This is a genomic window from Bacteroides xylanisolvens, from assembly GCF_018289135.1.
GTDB lineage: Bacteria > Bacteroidota > Bacteroidia > Bacteroidales > Bacteroidaceae > Bacteroides > Bacteroides xylanisolvens.
The window spans coordinates 1,424,725-1,442,738 of sequence record NZ_CP072216.1; the positions used below are offsets into that span (position 1 = coordinate 1,424,725).

The following is an 18,014-nucleotide window of genomic DNA, read 5'->3' on the forward strand; positions in this document are numbered from 1 at the left end:
TACAAATATAGAATAATGAATCGAATAAATACGAAGAAAAGAGCAGGTAAGCTCGCCATTTTTTTATTTTTTACTTTTCTCTCTCTTACAACTGTTGCACAGAATAAAGAAAAAAAGATTACCATACAAAATAAAAAGATCTCATTAAAAGAGGCTTTTGCACAAATAGAGACACAAACCGGATATAGCATCGCTTATGAACAATCGAAGCTGGATATCGAAAAGAAGCACTCTTTATCTCTCAAAAATGCAACTGTCGACAAAGCCATGACCCAACTATTGAAAGGAACGGGATATGCATATAAGATAAAAGGATATCATATTATTATCTCTTTGCAGGATAACAAGCAAAAGCCCGCCAACAATGATACACAAAAACTGACTCAAACCATAAGAGGAATTGTTGTTGATTCCAAAACCAATACGCCGATAGAATATGCCTCCGTCTGTATAACAGAAGATCCCTCGCGGGGAGGTTCGACTGACGAACGGGGAAATTTCCGGATTAATAATGTCCCGGTAGGGCGTTATAATATTCAGGCAACTTTTATGGGGTATCGCTCAAGTATCATCACCGAAGTATCTGTCACTTCTTCCAAAGAAGTATTTGTAGAGATTCCGATGGATGAAAATGTACAGGATTTGGCCGAGGTGCTTGTCAAACCGGAAATAAAAAAAGACCGGACTGTCAACCCGATGGCCATCACAGGAGGACGTATGATTAGTATCGAAGAAGCGTCACGATTTGCCAATGGCTTTGACGACCCTGCACGGTTGAGTTCTGCATTTGCAGGAGTAGCGGGAGATGTCGGTACCAATGCGGTTGCCATCCGGGGAAACGCTCCACAATTTACCCAATGGAGACTAGAGGGAATTGAAATACCTAATCCTACCCATTTTGCTGATTTATCAGGTTTGGGCGGAGGATTCCTGTCCGGTTTGAGTACGCAAGTCATCGGCAACTCCGATTTCTACAACGGAGCTTTCCCTGCGGAATACAGCAATGCCTTATCAGGAGTTTTCGATATGCATCTGCGAAATGGCAATAATCAGAAGTACGAACACGCTTTTCAAGTCGGACTCATGGGGATAGATTTGGCTTCGGAAGGCCCTATCAATAAAAAGCGGGGAAGTTCCTACCTGATTAATTACCGTTTTTCCACTACCTCGCTGGCGTCGGGCAATGACATCAACCTGAAATATCAGGATTTAGCCTTTAAACTGAATTTCCCCACACGTAAAGCCGGAACCTTTTCGATCTGGGGATTAGGATTGATCGACAGGAACAAGGCAGAGGTTTTGGATCGTTCCGAATGGGAAACGATGGGAGACCGGTCGTCGGGATCTAACAAACTGGATAAACTGGCAGGCGGGCTAACTCATAAATATGTAATTAATGAAAATACCTATATCCGTTCGTCTCTATCTGCAACCTATTCGAAAGATCATTCACTAGTCAATTTACAGACTGACGATGGAACCATTGTCCAAGTGGGAGATATTCAAAACAGCAGATGGAATTTTGTGTTCAATTCTTATCTGAACAAGAAATTCAGTTCGCGACACACCAATAGAACGGGAATTACCATTACGGAACTTAAATATGATCTTGATTATAAGGTCAGTCCTTATTTTGGATTAAACCAACCCATGGAGCAGCTTTCGAGAGGTAGTGGAGAAAGTACAGTTCTTTCGGCGTATAGCAGTTCCGTAATCAACTTGAGCAATAACCTGACAACCAGTTTGGGAGTTACCGGACAATACTTTACTTTAAACAAGAACTGGTCGATAGAACCGAGAGTCGCACTTAAATGGAAAATAAATCCTGCACATTCTTTAGCGGTAGCTTACGGTTTGCACAGCCATAGGGAAAGGCTCGATTATTATTTTGTCGAACAGGTAATCAATGGTAAAAAGGAATCAAACCGATACCTGGATTTTTCTAAGGCACATCATTTCGGATTTACTTACGACTGGAATATTAATCAAAGTCTCCATCTGAAAATAGAGCCCTATTATCAATACCTGTTCCACATACCGGTGGAAAAGAATTCTTCCTTTTCGATTATTAATTACGAAGAATTCTATTTAGACCGGATCCTGACAAGCACCGGAACAGCGAAAAACTATGGAATAGATATAACATTGGAGCAGTATATGAAAAATGGCTTCTACTATATGATTACAGGTTCATTATTCAAGTCGAAGTATAGGGGAGGAGACCGTATCTGGCGAAATACAAGACTGGACAAAAGTTATTTAGTGAACTTGCTCGCCGGAAAAGAATGGATGGTCGGCAGACTCAAACAAAATGTATTAAGTATAAACGGGCGCCTGTTTTTTCAGGGAGGGGGACGCTACACTCCTGTGGATGAAGAAAAAAGCCAGGAAGAACGCGACATCGTTTTTGACGAAAGCAAGGCATATACCAAACGTTTCAATCCTTCCATTAATGGTGATGTCTCTATCAGCTTCCGGATCAATAAGAAAAGAGTGTCTCACGAGTTCTCTCTAAAAATACTGAATGTAGGTATGCGCACCGGAATGCATTTCTATGAATACAATGAAAGAACAAGCATAGTAGAAGAAAAAGACGGATCGGGATTGATTCCGAACATCAGCTACAAAATTTATTTCTAAAACACTGAATAAGAAAAGGTTTGTTCACACAATAGACTGACACCCAACAGACAACTGCTTTCAGTAATTATGGTATAACAATCTGTAATCTATATACTAACGGGCTCTCTGAATACCTGTATATTTGCTGCGTGAAATAATTTAGTCATTAATTATATGCGTATCATATTCAAGAAATTCAGAACACGTATGATTGTAGGATGTATATTAGCTGTAATAGCGTTGCTGGCTGTGTCAGTCGTTGTTTTTATCAATCAACCCAGCTTCGGCAGAACTCCTCGCGGGGAACGGCTGGAGAGAGTCATGAAATCTCCTAATTATAGAAACGGAGGGTATGATACGCATTATGCGGAAATAGGCAACCGCTTCCCCAATATCGACCTTGCAATCCTCGAAAACGGGCAATACGACAAAGAGTGGAGCTTAATTCACCTCATGCCCCAATATATGGCGCAGACAGCCAGAGACTTAAAAGCGAAGAAAGTCCTGACCGTACATCATTCTAAATATGCGTTAGCCAAACATCGTTGGGACGAGCCTTTGAAGAATGCAGAAGAGATGAAGAATAAAGATTACCTCAATGTATTGATTCCGGAGATCGGAGAGGTCGTGACATTAGAAAAATAGCTCTTCACCCAATACGGTTAAACGTTTCTTTTCTATTTATCAGTAAAATTGGTAAAACATTCTGTAATCTGTATAGTTGAAAAACAAATTTCACTGATTAAATTTGCAACGTTGAAATACATAAGGTTGAATCCTGACTGTTTTGGACATTTAGAGATAACTACTATAAATTGAAAATTAAAAAAGTTTATGCTACGTACTATCAGACTTACAGCCGCCATTGTGTGCTTTACGCTTATTACCCTGCTTTTCCTCGACTTTACGGGTACATTGCACACATGGTTCGGATGGTTGGCGAAAATTCAATTTCTGCCGGCTTTATTAGCCTTGAATATAGGTGTCGTATTGTTTTTAGTTGTACTTACATTCCTGTTCGGGCGTATCTATTGCTCCGTTATCTGTCCGTTGGGAGTGTTTCAGGACATCGTTTCGTGGGTATCCGGTAAACAAAAGAAAAATCGTTTCCGCTATTCACCGGCAATGAAATGGTTGCGGTATGGCGTTTTAGGAGTGTTCATTATCATGATGGTTGCAGGGCTGAATTCTTTGGCTATCTTACTGGCTCCGTATAGTGCTTATGGACGGATAGCTTCCAGCCTTTTCGCGCCGGTTTGGCAGTGGGGAAACAACCTGTTGGCATACTTTGCCGAACGAATGGATAGTTATGCTTTTTATGAGGTAGATGTATGGATGAAGAGTCTTTCAATACTGATTATTGCCGTTGTCACTCTTATTGTCCTTTTCATTCTGGCGTGGCGCAATGGACGAACGTATTGCAATACCATCTGTCCGGTGGGTACTGTATTGGGATTTATATCCAAATATGCGATATTCAAACCGGTGATTGATACTTCCAAATGTAACAGTTGCGGTTTATGTGCCCGTAATTGCAAAGCATCGTGTATCAATTCGAAAGCTCATGAAATTGATTATAGTCGTTGTGTGGCTTGTATGGATTGCATCGGAAAGTGTAAGCATGGAGCCATTAAATACACTCGACGGAAACCTAAAAACGAAACAGCTACAAGCGAAGATATGAAAGCAAAGGCTGTCACTACCGAACAGATTGATAATGCCCGCCGTAGCTTCCTTTCGGCATCGGCTATCTTTGCGACAACTTCTGTCCTGAAAGCACAGGAAAAGAAAGTGGACGGCGGGTTAGCCACTATTGAGGATAAGAAGATCCCGAACAGAGAAAATCCGATTTATCCTCCCGGTGCATTAAGCGCGCGCAATTTCGCTCAACATTGCACTGCCTGCCAATTATGCGTATCTGTTTGCCCCAATCAGGTGTTGCGTCCTTCGGACAATCTGATGACGTTGATGCAACCGGAAATGTCGTATGAACGTGGATATTGTCGTCCCGAATGTGCAAAATGTGCGGAAGTATGCCCGACAGATGCTATTCATCTGACCAGTCTTGCCGAGAAATCGGCTATTCAGATCGGACATGCCGTATGGATTAAAGAGAACTGTGTGCCTTTGACGGATGGAATGGAGTGTGGCAACTGTGCCCGCCATTGCCCGACAGGTGCCATACAAATGGTGGCTTCCGATCCTGACAAAGCGGATTCTCTAAAGATTCCGGTAGTGAATGTAGAAAAATGCATTGGTTGCGGAGCGTGTGAGAACCTTTGTCCGTCCCGTCCTTTCAGCGCCATTTATGTGAGCGGACATCAGATGCACAGAATTATTTGATCTAAATCAGTATAAGATTATGGAAGAAAAAAATAAGAAAGATATAAATAGAAGAGATTTTATTAAGATTGTAGGTATCAGTGCAGCCACATCGACAGGTCTGCTATACGGATGCTCTTCAAAGGGGACTACTTCTGCAAGTAGCGCAACAGGAGAAGGAGAGGTGCCCACCGATAAAATGACTTATCGCACATCTCCAACCACCGGTGACCGTGTTTCACTTTTGGGATATGGTTGTATGCGTTGGCCGCTCAAACCTGCTCCCGACGGTAATGGTGAAGTTATCGACCAGGATGCTGTCAATGGATTGATAGACTATGCAATCGCTCACGGAGTAAACTATTTCGATACATCTCCAGCGTATGTACAAGGATTTTCCGAAAAGGCAACAGGTATTGCATTGAGTCGTCATCCCCGTGATAAATATTACATCGCTACCAAATTGTCTAATTTCTCTCCTGATACGTGGTCTCGCGAAGCCTCGCTCAAGATGTACCACAAATCGTTTGCGGAGCTACAAGTTGACTACATTGATTATATGTTGCTCCACGGCATCGGCATGGGAGGAATGGAAGCCCTTAAAGGACGATACCTGGATAACGGAATACTTGATTTTCTGGTTAAAGAGCGTGAAGCCGGACGTATCCGGAATCTCGGATTTTCTTACCATGGTGATATTGAGGTATATGATTATCTGCTCTCACGACACGATGAATTTAAATGGGATTTTGTACAGATACAACTCAATTATGTAGACTGGAAACATGCCAAAGAGACCAATACTCGAAATACGGATGCGGAATACCTCTATGGCGAACTGGCCAAACGGGGGATTCCTGCCATCATTATGGAACCACTTTTGGGAGGACGTCTATCCAAGTTGAATGATAATCTGGTGGCACGGCTCAAACAACGTCGTCCGGAAAGCAGTGTCGCTTCCTGGGCTTTCCGTTTTGCCGGTTCATTCCCAGATATTCTGACTGTATTAAGTGGTATGACTTACATGGAGCATCTGCAGGATAATCTCCGCACTTATTCTCCTTTGGAACCATTAACAGATGAAGAAAAAGAATTCCTCGAAGAAACGGCACAATTAATGCTGAAATATCCTACTATCCCTTGTAACGACTGCAAATACTGTATGCCATGTCCGTATGGGCTGGATATACCTGCTGTATTGTTGCATTACAACCGTTGTGTCAATGAAGGTAATGTCGCCAGAAGCGGACAAGATGAAAATTATGCGAAAGCCCGACGCGCTTTTCTTGTCGGATATGACCGTAGCGTGCCCAAACTTCGTCAGGCAAGTCATTGCATCGGTTGTAATCAGTGTGTGGCTCATTGCCCGCAAAACATTGATATTCCGAAAGAACTGCACCGGATAGACCAGTTTGTAGAACAATTGAAACAAGGTACTTTATAAAAGAAACGATGGAAGAATTAATCAATCTATTACATACAGGAGGATATTCCTGTACCATTGCCAACGGAGGAAAAATCCGCACTTTCACTCAACGTGGCGTAGCCGATCTATATGATTTGCTAACACAGGAACCGGAGTTTCTTAAAGGAGCTTTGATTGCCGACAAAGTGGTTGGCAAGGGAGCTGCCGCCCTGATGATTCTGGGTGGTATAAAAGAATTATATACGGATATTATCAGTACCAAGGCTTTGGAGCTATTCCGGAAATCAGATGTGAAAGTCGATTTTGCGCAGGAAGTTGATTTTATCTGGAACCGCGACCGTACAGGAGGATGTCCAGTAGAAACTATGTGTAGCGAAGTGGAATCAGCAGAAGAAATATTACCACTGATCCGCGATTTCCTGGAAAAAATCAGAAGTAGGAAGTAAGAAAGAGATAACTGAAACACGAAATAAAGTATGAAAAAAAATACAGCTTGTTAAGTCTTGAAAAAGAAAGTCCTCCTCTGCTAAAGATATTCATAGCAGGGGAGAACATATTATAATAATAGGACTTATTCATCTATTTTTCTATTTATCAATCTTCATCATCATCTTCCATATCAGTAGCAGCGGGATTACCTCCTCCTTTAGCATACCTGCTCGGACTCATCTTATAGTATTTTTTGAATACTTCCCGGAAATATTTAGTTTCAGAGAATCCAACCATGTCTGAAATCTCATTAATGGCATATTCACCCTCTTTCAATAACTCGGTAGCACGTTTCAAACGCATCACCCGAATAAACTCTGTCGGAGACTGTCCCGTCAATGCTTTCAATTTACAATAGAAACTGGTACGGCTCATGCCACTTGATTCACAGAGTACATTAACGGAAAATTCAGGGTTGTTTATATTCTCATCCACGATTTTCTTTACATTTGATATAAACTTCCAATCGAGGCTGTTAGTACCGTTTGCAGATGGAACCATTGATTTCGCTTCTATATCCAGATTGGCATATCTCATGCGCAACAGTTCCCGGTTTGCCAACAGATTAGCGATATTCGCCCGTAATATTTTCACGCTGAAAGGTTTGATGAGATATTCGTCCGCACCAATCGACAGTCCATCCAGAATATTGTTTTCTTCTCCCAAAGCAGTGAGCAACAACACAGGAATATGTGAAATCTCAATATCACTTTTGATAGCCACACACAATTCATCTCCCCGCATCTCCGGCATCATGATATCAGAAAGAACCAGTTCCGGCCAATATTCTTTGATAATAATCAACGCTTCCTTTCCGTTAGCGCAAGCTTGTACATTATATATAGAAGATAATGAACTGACCAGATAGGAGCGTAGCTCATCATTGTCTTCTACAACAAGAATCCGTCGTAAATTTGGATTATCTATCGTAGCGGTTGTCTTTGCTGGTACATTCGGAGTGGGCAGCACAGGAGCCAACGCCTCAAATTTAGAAGGTGCTTCGTCACTGATATTTTGAGAAGTCTTATTCTTTTTCGGAAAAACAATTTTGATTGTCGTACCTTGATGCTCAACACTATCTACACTAATTTTACCTCCATGAAGGCTGACTAGTTTTCCTACCAGCATTAATCCGATACCACTACCCGTCACTTTAGAGTTAATAGCATTGCTGGCACGGAAATGAAGCTTGAACAACTTACTTTGTTCACTGGCAGGAATACCTATACCTGTATCCTTGATTATTACTTTCCATGAATCATTCGTATCGGATACGGAAATGCTGACCTTGCCATTTTCCGGAGTATATTTTAGCGAGTTTGATATTATATTCTTCAAAATAGAATCCATCTTCTCCTTATCAAACGATACATTCATATAGCTGAAAGTACTCTCGTATGTATATTCAATGCGCCTGATGGCTGCATAAGAAGAAAATATATCATATATATCATTCATATAGGTATTCAACTCATACTCGGAAATACTCATTTTAGAGGAATATACATCCGTCCGTTCAAAATTAATCAGATTGCTGACCAGTCGTAAAAGTACTTCTACATTCCTCAATGCAATGTTCGTACGAGTGATTCCATTGTCGGTAAGCGTCTCTTCTTCCAATAATTCCTCCAAAGGTGCTTTTATCAAAGTTAATGGAGTACGTATATCATGCGCCGTATTAATGAAGAACTGCGTTTTTTCATCAGATATATTCTTTTGCTTTCTTAGATTTATCACCCGCAGAACGAAATAAGATCCTCCGATTACCAACAGGATATAGCACAGGATAGCCCACCAACTCAACCAAAATGGTTGTGTGATAATAATTTTCATAGTACGTTCTTGAAAAACGATGTCATGTTCTTCTCTGGATATAGCACGTACATGAAGAGTATATCTACCCGGAGGCAAATTGGTAAAGCGAATCAAGTTATTTGCTCCCGGTTGAGTCCATTTCTCATAAAAACCTTCTAATTTCCATGAATATAGTGCATTCCCGGGAGAATCATAATTGATTGTAGAAATTTCAAATGAAAACGTATTCTCATCATATTCTAATTCTAATACATCTGTCTCATCAATACTCTTCTCCAAAGGAGAATCCTTAGTACCCGGATAAACAGGTTGATAAGAAAGATGAAAGTCACTAAATATCAACCTGGAAAACTTATAGTCCGGAAACTTCACATTCATCGGAAGTTCAATTACTCCATCTGTACTACCGAATACAAAATTCTTATTTTTACGCACTGTTCCTGCTGCTGCATTAAAGTAAGCAGGCAACAATCCTTCTCCTCTAGTCCAATTACGAAATACCTTTTCTTTAGTATGAAAGCAGGTTATTCCATTCTCCGTACTCATCATTATACGTCCATCTACTTCCGGCAATATTGTAAATATTCTGTTTGAAACTAATGCCGAATTATCAGAAAAGTAGTGCTCAAAAATCTTATCTTGAGAATTATAGATAAATACGCCTCCACCATTTGTCCCAATGTATAACAAACCATTATCTGCCTGATAAAGCGTATTGATATATATAGCTCCTATCTCCATTTCAATATACTGATATTCGCCAGTATTTCGATTTAACAAATACAATCCGTTAGCGGTTCCGATCCACATATTATCTTTGTCTTTTTCAACAATGGATGTAATGGAATTCAATCCCGGATATAGACGCGCACTGTTGGTCTCCAGATTAAAACATTTTAGATTATAATATCCTCCCGACCAGATATGTCCTCTTGAATCTTTAACTATATCACGAATATATTTATCCGGACGCATATTGACGTGAGAAAGTAGGTAAGGAGAGAAGTATTCAACTGATAGAGTATTTTTGTTTATTTTATAAATACCGGAAGTATATCCTCCTGCCCATATAATGCCGGGAGACACTTCACATAGAGTAATAAAAATATGATTCTTGTCTTTTAGTTGCTGATTAAAAGAACTTAGGAATGAATGCCACTGACCTGTTTTTGAATTATAAAGACTAATACCATTACTAGTTCCAAACCACAAATCACCTTCATGGTCTTCAATGACCGCTTGTACCTGGTCATTGATTAATGATTGGACATTGCCCATAGCGTGTTTCATCCAATGATAATTCTCATAGCGATTATCAATCACCGTAATCCCTGTGGGATAATTAGCAAGCCATATCCGTTTTTCTTCATCCACAAATACATCATTGATATTATTCCCATTCATTTCATTATAACTTTGATAATTAGCAATAATGTAATGTTCCAGTTCACAAGTATTTGCATTAACCTTATATACTCCCATTCCTTCTGTTGCAATCAGTAACTCCGTTTCATTCAACGGGCTGATACGAGCTATATTTACATCACTAAGATCAGCTTCCGGTCGTATAATTTCCTGTGTATTCATGTCGTACACAAAAACTCCTCTTTCAAATGAACCGATAAATAGTCTTTTTAATTGCTTATGAAAATACAATTCACTTACCTGTGCATGAAAATAATCCAATGTTTCAACAGGAATAGTCTCTAAAATACCGTTTTCCAATTTTACATATCGGACGCCTACTTCTGTTGCTATAAAGAAATGATGGTCATCTACTTGTTCTATTGCTGTAATATTACTATGCAACATATTGGAGAATTGAAGTATGTGAGCATCTTTAATATTATATAGTGATATAGAATCCTTACAACATAACCAGATATTATTACTTTGATCCAAATAGCCATAGCTGATTGTTTCAGAGGGGGTTGGCTGTTTATATACCATCCTGAAATCATCTCCGTTTGCTTCATATTGAAAGATTCGCCCTTGCTTACCAATCACCCATATACCAATTTGTGATCCTGTATACAACCATCCCAAACGTACAGGAGCATCTAAAGTAGTACCTTCTTTATTTAATTTATAATGTTTTATATCTTTACCGTTATAACGATCCATTCCCTCATTGGTAAGAAACCACATGTATCCTTGTGCGTCTTTCTGAATATTGAATATCCGTCGATTACTCAAACCTTTTTCTATACCTATGTATTTGTATGTCTGCGCTGTAACCCAGATAGGGAAAAAGAGGAGAATATATACAATATATTTCATATAAACAGTTGTTTTTTAAGCTACTTCTAGCGATCATATAAATATTACAGTTAACGAAATTATACAAAAGCAATGAGAAAAGCAAAGAAATAGAAGAGATTCTCCAAAAAAACATTCATTTGGAAACTTTTTTATTTCCAAAATTGATTATTCACATTGAGAAGTTGATTTATTTGAAGGTATTCTTTAATCGTATGTCATAATTAGCGTATGTTTTGCTTTTGTTAAATTAACTAATTGGATCTGATTCCAGTTTCTTCTTGTAAACCCATATACTTATTATAAAATAAATAAGTACTTGTATCCAAAGGGTTATATATTCTGGTCTGATATCCGCCATACTGGCTCCCATAGAATTCAATTTCACAAAAGCAAGTGTGCCTGGTGCAGCCGGAAGAATGTAATGTGCAGCTTTCCAATACCAGGGCATTAGTTCCATCGGATAGGAAACCCCGGAAAGAAATATTAATCCTACAGAGAAGAAGGCGATCATGAGTAGGGGAGCTTCTGAATCCGTAAAATACCTGGAAGCTGCCAACCCCAGAAAAGAGGTCGCCATCAGGTATGGAATCAATAATAATACAATGTATAGTCCGTTTCCAATATTAGGGATACTGAAAAAGTGGGGGAGCAAGCCTAATAGAAAGAAAGCAAAGATAGCATAAAGAGCACAGTATACGGACGTTTTTCCCGCCACTATACGAATGGCAACTCCCCAGCCATATCCAAAAGGAGTGTAAGCGCGGATTCCTCTGTTGCTATGTTCTTCTCCGGTCACCATACCAATAACCATCAATAAAGTCTGGAAGATTATAATCATCATAACTGCGGGAATAAGATAAGAGCCATAGCCTTCCGTATAATTGTAAAGTGCAGTTCCTTCTACATGGATCGGTTTTGCCATAGCTACGGCAAGCAATCCTTGTGGTGGAAGAAATACCGCTTCATCCGACCTGTATTTGTCATTAATAGCCAGCATAACACGCGATGAAGCCCCCTGCAAAGCTTCGAAATACAGGAAAGCATCCGTAGTTGCATAAAGAGAAAATACGGCTTCATCTCCCCGAAACACTCGCTTCTCAAAATCATGAGGCAGATAGAGTATTCCCTGTACTTTGCCTTCTTTCATCCATTCTTTTGCTTCGTGATAATCCATCGCCTGGCTATAAATCTCTGCTTGGGGGGTAGCATCCAGCCAACGGATAAAATCACGACTCAATTCACTATGCGAATTATCGACTACGGCAACAGGAACATCGGTTACAATATTCGGTGCATACATATAATTGTAGAGTAATCCGTAGACAAAGATTCCTCCCATCAACACAAGCAGAACTGCATAACTGGTACTGATAGCTAGAAATTCACGACGAATGATGAATGATAACTGTTGTAACTTACTTAATGTTTTCATACTTATGACTTTCTATAGCTCGTTTTAAATGGGGAAGCAACAATAGGGCCAACAACGGAAAGATACAGAGTATCACAGCCGACGGCCAAAGATGGATAAAACCACCGCCTCCATAGAGCATGGTTTGCATCATTTCCGTAAAATGGCGGACAGGAAACAAATAGGAAGCATCCCTCACCAACGGATACATATTGGGAACCGGAAAGGTCACCCCGGACAAGGTAGCCCCCAGAGAACCTACCATAGAGACTACGCTTATCACCAACGAAATTGCCGGAAACAGCGAGAATAAAAACAGCCCTAAAGCCTGCGTCGCAATGATGAAAAGCACGGTCATGATATTCATTAACCACCAACTCCCTTGAAAAGGGATATGCAGAATACCGAACATGACATAATTAGCTAACCACCCTATCAATATATATATAATGGTATAAGGCAATAACTTACCCAAAACAGCAGTTACTATATTGCCTTTAGCAGTCGTCAACCAATCATTTGCTGTACGGAACTTAATTTCAATACCGACCGTATAGACAGTAATCAACAAGATCAAGACTTGAAACAAAACAAAGAAAAAGGGCTGACTCAAATATACCGAATAATCTAAACTTGGATTATATATCGGATGGTTATTAGCCTGCACAGGTAATAAAAAGGTGGTAATCTGATTCTGTTCTACTCCGAGAGCTACGGCTTGCATCACCACAGGGGAAAGAGCCACCGGAGCTAATGATGTTTCGAATGCCGCCATCAACTCACCGCCTACCGACAATAATGCATAGTGATAATAGTAGGAGAGTGTTGCATTTTTTCCGGTGATAGCATCTTGCTCAAATTGGGGAGGTATGGAAAGATAACCATAAATCTCTTTCTTTTGTACAGATTCACGGGCAGCCGCTTCATCTGCAAAATGCTTTGTCACTTTAAAAGTCGGTACGGCAGAGATATTCCTGGCAATAGCCCGGGAAGTAGCAGTGTTATCCTGATCGACAATACCGATAGGAATATTTTCCATCTGTCCGTTGCCAAAAATCGTAGCCATAAAGAAAAGGGTGAACAACGGCAAAACAATGCAGACGCCAAAATAAAGGCGCCGCGAAGTCATTCGCTGCCATTCTCTTAACAATACGGAACAAAAAGGGGAGTATGTTTGTGATTCATCCATTCGCTGGTTTATTTGATGTCAATTAGTCTAAAGTCAATAGCACGGACATACCGGGACGCAAGTCATCCACTTTTTGAGTCGGACGCGCATGAATCTCAAATGTACGTAAGTCATAACTTCCGGTCTGCTTGGTTGATTTCCAGGTCGCAAAACTGCCTAACGGACTTATATAATAGATTTTGAACTCTATATTTTCTTTACCGATGGCGGGTACATCTGCAACGAATGTTCCGTCCATTTTAAACTGTGGCATCAGATCTTCCCGTACGTTAAGAACGACATGTATATCATCCATAACCACCAGGTTCATAATGGGAGTTCCCGGCGCAACCAACTCTCCGCGTTTAGGAAAGATCGTTGCTATTTGTCCGTTTTCCGGAGCTGTCAACCGGGAGTCGACCAGCAAAGCCGAAACTTCATCCACCGTGCTTCGTGCAGCATCCACCATACTGGCAGCTGATGCTTTATCTTCTTTCTGTGCACCGTCTACAGCCATCTGATACTGCTCATAGGCAGCGCGTTCGGCTGCTACAGCCGCTTTATACATCGCTTCTACTTCATCCTTCCTTTGAGAAGTGACAACACTGTCTTTATATAAAGTGAGAATACGGTTGTAGGTTGTTTGAGCGAGAGTTAGGTCGCTCTTCGTTTTATTCCACAACTGCAATGCAGTAGCCACAATCTGACGACGGGTTCCGGCATCAATTTTCTTGTTTTGCTGTACCGCTACTTGTTCCAATGCATTCACTTGTTGATACTTGGCATATACTTCAGGGCTATTAATAACGACAAGAGTATCTCCTTGGTGTACCCAATCGCCTTCCTGAACGAAGAAAGTATCGATACGACCGGGAAGTTTTCCACTGATACGGATTTCTGTTGCTTCAGCCTGTCCTTGCAGAACTAGCTGTTGTTTATGCATTAGTATAACTCCTAAGCCGGTAAAAATACCGACCGCCAAAAGGATGATAACAAAAGCCCATGATAGGGTTTTACTAGTTGGTTTCATTATTTGTTACGGTTTAGGTTGATAGTTTGCAAATTGTTCCGGTGTGCCACAAAGCGAGAGTAGATTTATAAGTGCCACATCATATTCATAATACGCTGCCAAACGAGCCACTTTTACAGTGGCAAGCATAGTTTCAGCGTCAATAACTTCGGTAGATGTTGCCATCCCTTCTGTGAACGACTTCTTTCGGATACGAACCAGTTCTTCGCTTAAAGTAATTGTTGCATTTAAAGCTTTTACATTATCCTGTGCCTTTTCCAACTGCGTATAAAGTTTATCTACACCAACAGCCAAATCGTCGCGAGCCTTCATCTGTCCCAAAGCCAGTGTTTGTTCCGTCAATTTCGATTGCCGTACTTTCTTCTCCCGATCCAGTCCGTCAAAGAGATTCCATGTAAAACCAATACCTATCATGGTACGTGGCAACAAATTACTCTGAATACCATGCGAATACAAGGTCTGTTTTCCGAAAAGGGCTATATTCGGCAGATACCCGCTTTGAGCAATCCGTACTTCTTGTTTGGCAATATGTTGCTGTAACTGTAATTGATTGAGCGTATAGTTCCCGCTGTTTACAGAAAGATCAAAAAGCATTTTAGGAGGTAGTGAATCATTCATAAAAAGGGGAGAGGTAGGAATGATATTAGCATCTGTATCCTTTTTATTTAGCAAGACTTTTAAAGCACTTTGCACCACTGTTTCTTCTTTCCGCGCAGCTTCCAATGCTCGTTTAGCTTCATCCATATTCACTTGGGCGAAAAGTCTGCCTGCTTTGTCAATCATTCCTGCTGCCTCTAATTTCAAGGCATTTTCATAATGTTTCTTCAATCCGTTATAAGTTTCTTCACGAACAGTTACTATTTGTTGTGCCAGCCGAAGCCCATAATAACTTTCAACCAACAGGTTTTGCTGGTTGGCCGACACCTGTGCCCGGCTTTCTCGTGCCAAATCAACCATCGTTCTTCCGATATTGGTGGCACGAAAACGTTTACCACCGGAAAAGAGTACCCACTCGGCTGATAAATCAACAGTAGTCAGGTTTCTGGGAGTCAGGGGAAACACCAGTGTGTTGGCTCCAATTTGATCTAGTATGGATGAAATGACCTGATCATCCGGAATAATGGAATGTACAAAGTCTTTAGCCGGATCAGTAAACTGCGATAGGGGCTGTTTTACTTCAATCTTCTCCGACATGTGCACAAACGCACCCGTAGACTGAAGACTGGGATACCAGAAAGCATTCAGTTTATCCTTAATTCCGCAACACTATTATAAATTAAACTTTTTAAGTACCTGAGCAACAAAAAGTTGCTCAGGATTTTGCCATGTCAGAATTTTCACTTATCTTAGTGTTGCAAAAAAAACAAGAGAATCCGACGATAGACATGGCGAAGATACAAATTAAATCTGAGAGACTCACTCCTTTTGGGGGATTATTTTCAATCATGGAGCAATTTGACTCCACATTATCATCTGTAATCGACTCAACCCTCGGTCTAAGGTGTAGATCGTTCGGTTATCAGTACAGCGAAATCATCCGTTCTCTCATGAGTATCTACTTCTGTAGCGGTTCATGTATTGAGGATGTCACTACTCATTTGATGAACCACCTCTCGCTTCATCCGACACTTCGCACTTGTAGCTCTGATACTATCCTCAGGGCGATAAAGGAGTTGACGCAAGAAAACATTTCATACACATCAGATATGGGCAAGACCTACGATTTCAATACGGCTGACACTCTCAATACTTTATTGCTCAATTGTATATTTGCATCTGGCCAACTGAAAGAGGGTGAGATGTATGATGTTGATTTCGACCATCAGTTCATAGAGACAGAGAAGTATGATGCAAAGCCTACATACAAGAAGTTCCTTGGTTATCGCCCTGGCGTGGCGGTTATTGGCGATTTGATAGTCGGTATAGAGAATAGCGATGGTAACACAAATGTTCGTTTCCATCAGAAGGACACGCTGAAGAGGTTCTTTGCGAGATTTGAACAGAATGGGCTCACTATCAATCGCTTCAGAGCTGATTGTGGATCATGTTCCGAGGAAATCGTGGAGGAAATAGAAAAACACTGCAAGTCCTTCTATATCCGTGCTAACCGCTGCAGTTCGATCTACAATGACACCTTTGCTCTCAAAGGCTGGAAAACTGAGGAAATCAATGGCATTGAGTTTGAATTGAACTCTATCCTTGTTGAGAAGTGGAAAGGTAAGGCATATCGACTTGTGATTCAAAGACAGAAACGGATGGATGGTGTGCAGGATTTTTGGGAAGGAGAATACACATACCGTTGTATCCTGACTAACGACTATGATTCTTCCGTAAGAGAAATTGTCGAGTTCTATAACCTTCGTGGAGGAAAGGAACGTATCTTCGATGATATGAACAATGGTTTCGGGTGGGACAGATTGCCCAAATCCTTCATGGCAGAGAACACAGTGTTCCTTCTTCTTACAGCACTTATCCGTAACTTTTACAAGGCCATTATTCAAAGACTTGACGTAAAGAAGTTCGGGCTCAATGCAACAAGTCGCATAAAAGCGTTTGTCTTCAGGTTTATCTCTGTACCAGCCAAGTGGATCAGGACATCAAGGCGGTATGTGCTGAACATCTATACCTGTAATAATGCTTACGCAGATGTTTTCCAGACTGATTTTGGATAATGCCTACAACTTATGGGAATGATATTGTGTATTGCCTCAAGTCACATTGTGGGGTAAGGGGATATTGTAGGCAGAAGTGGGTGCTTCAAGTTCAAATTATCTGCAAATTCAGTAATGAGAGGACGTGTAAACGCAATAAGGACGTTCAAGGGCTTAGTTGCGGATTTGAGGTTTATCACGTTCAGCCTTCGCAATCTCAATACTCTTATCTGCAATTTTCAAACTCTGATTTCCCTGATTCAGCAGATGCAGTGATTCTTCAAAACTTAATGGTGTCTGTGCATCTATCTGACTGATGGAGAAATACAAAGTCAATAGTATAAAAAGTCGCTTATTTTTTTTCATACTGGTTAGGTTATATCTGATTTCGAGATATTCTAACAGATGAAAAGAGAGGTTTGTTCACGCTCTTTCGGTTCCAGTCCTTTTTTCATCAAAACAAAAGAGTAAAAGCAACTTTGATATTACTTTTTTCTTTCATTAAAATTTCTGTGATTTTATTTGAGATATAAAAATTATGTTTACCTTTGCATCACCGTTTCATAAGGCTTTTAAGTCGGGAAACACAATAAATATGCGGTAATAGCTCAGTTGGTAGAGCACTAGCTTCCCAAGCTGGGGGTCGCGAGTTCGAGCCTCGTTTACCGCTCTTTTGAAAATCAGGTGGTTATCTTAAATAAACTGCCTGATTTTTTTATTACCAGGATCCTTTTCTATTGAAATACATATTATAGAGGAAAAGAAACAAAACATGACTTTAGAAAATTAATGCATGAAGAATAGGGCAGTTCATGCAT

At 40.4% G+C, this 18,014-nt stretch carries 10 protein-coding genes, 1 tRNA gene and 2 pseudogenes; 7 read left to right on the forward strand and 6 right to left on the reverse strand.

From position 1 onward, the window contains the following. Positions 1-15: 15 nt before the first annotated feature. The 5 genes from INE92_RS05845 (at position 16) to INE92_RS05865 (ending at position 6,816) form a co-directional block, all read left to right on the forward strand. Positions 16-2,640 (forward strand): carboxypeptidase regulatory-like domain-containing protein, encoded by a 2,625-nt coding sequence (locus INE92_RS05845; RefSeq protein ID WP_008640289.1) that lies wholly within the window; start codon positions 16-18, stop codon positions 2,638-2,640. 156 nt (positions 2,641-2,796) lie between these two features. Further along, positions 2,797-3,267 (forward strand): MBL fold metallo-hydrolase, encoded by a 471-nt coding sequence (locus INE92_RS05850; RefSeq protein ID WP_004314337.1) that lies wholly within the window; start codon positions 2,797-2,799, stop codon positions 3,265-3,267. Positions 3,268-3,456: 189 nt separating this feature from the next. Continuing rightward, positions 3,457-4,965, forward strand: coding sequence for a 4Fe-4S binding protein (locus tag INE92_RS05855; RefSeq protein ID WP_008640287.1), 1,509 nt, complete (start codon positions 3,457-3,459; stop codon positions 4,963-4,965). 19 nt (positions 4,966-4,984) lie between these two features. Then, positions 4,985-6,388, forward strand: a complete 1,404-nt coding sequence (locus tag INE92_RS05860; RefSeq protein ID WP_008640286.1) for an aldo/keto reductase — start codon at positions 4,985-4,987, stop codon at positions 6,386-6,388. An 8-nt stretch (positions 6,389-6,396) separates the two neighbouring features. Then, positions 6,397-6,816 (forward strand): DUF1893 domain-containing protein, encoded by a 420-nt coding sequence (locus INE92_RS05865; protein WP_008640284.1) that lies wholly within the window; start codon positions 6,397-6,399, stop codon positions 6,814-6,816. A gap of 148 nt (positions 6,817-6,964) precedes the next feature. Here the strand turns inward: INE92_RS05865 and INE92_RS05870 are convergent, their stop codons facing one another. The 5 genes and pseudogenes from INE92_RS05870 to INE92_RS05890 form a co-directional block, all read right to left on the reverse strand. Next, positions 6,965-10,954 carry a hybrid sensor histidine kinase/response regulator transcription factor gene (locus INE92_RS05870; RefSeq protein ID WP_195436614.1) on the reverse strand — a complete coding sequence of 1,330 codons (3,990 nt, stop codon included), beginning with the start codon at positions 10,952-10,954 and terminating at the stop codon, positions 6,965-6,967. Between the two features lie 229 nt (positions 10,955-11,183). Then, the gene (locus INE92_RS05875; RefSeq protein WP_008640280.1) at positions 11,184-12,368 is read right to left on the reverse strand and encodes an ABC transporter permease; all 1,185 of its coding nucleotides are present in this window, start codon (positions 12,366-12,368) and stop codon (positions 11,184-11,186) included. Continuing rightward, positions 12,352-13,536 carry an ABC transporter permease gene (locus INE92_RS05880; RefSeq protein ID WP_008640279.1) on the reverse strand — a complete coding sequence of 395 codons (1,185 nt, stop codon included), beginning with the start codon at positions 13,534-13,536 and terminating at the stop codon, positions 12,352-12,354. Before INE92_RS05880 ends, INE92_RS05875 begins: the two co-directional genes overlap by 17 nt. A 22-nt stretch (positions 13,537-13,558) precedes the next feature. Beyond that, positions 13,559-14,545 carry an HlyD family secretion protein gene (locus INE92_RS05885; protein WP_008640271.1) on the reverse strand — a complete coding sequence of 329 codons (987 nt, stop codon included), beginning with the start codon at positions 14,543-14,545 and terminating at the stop codon, positions 13,559-13,561. Positions 14,546-14,551: 6 nt separating this feature from the next. After that, positions 14,552-15,799 (reverse strand): annotated as a pseudogene (locus INE92_RS05890) (TolC family protein); the annotation flags it as partial. A gap of 131 nt (positions 15,800-15,930) precedes the next feature. On the opposite strand from INE92_RS05890, the gene INE92_RS05895 reads away from it, so the two are divergent. Continuing rightward, positions 15,931-17,217 carry an IS1380-like element ISBf12 family transposase gene (locus tag INE92_RS05895; protein ID WP_009040242.1) on the forward strand — a complete coding sequence of 429 codons (1,287 nt, stop codon included), beginning with the start codon at positions 15,931-15,933 and terminating at the stop codon, positions 17,215-17,217. Between the two features lie 171 nt (positions 17,218-17,388). Here INE92_RS05895 and INE92_RS05900 read toward each other — a convergent pair. After that, positions 17,389-17,562, reverse strand: a pseudogene (locus tag INE92_RS05900) (TolC family protein); the annotation flags it as partial. A gap of 231 nt (positions 17,563-17,793) precedes the next feature. On the opposite strand from INE92_RS05900, the gene INE92_RS05905 reads away from it, so the two are divergent. Beyond that, a tRNA-Gly gene (locus tag INE92_RS05905) sits at positions 17,794-17,866 on the forward strand. Positions 17,867-18,014: the final 148 nt, after the last annotated feature.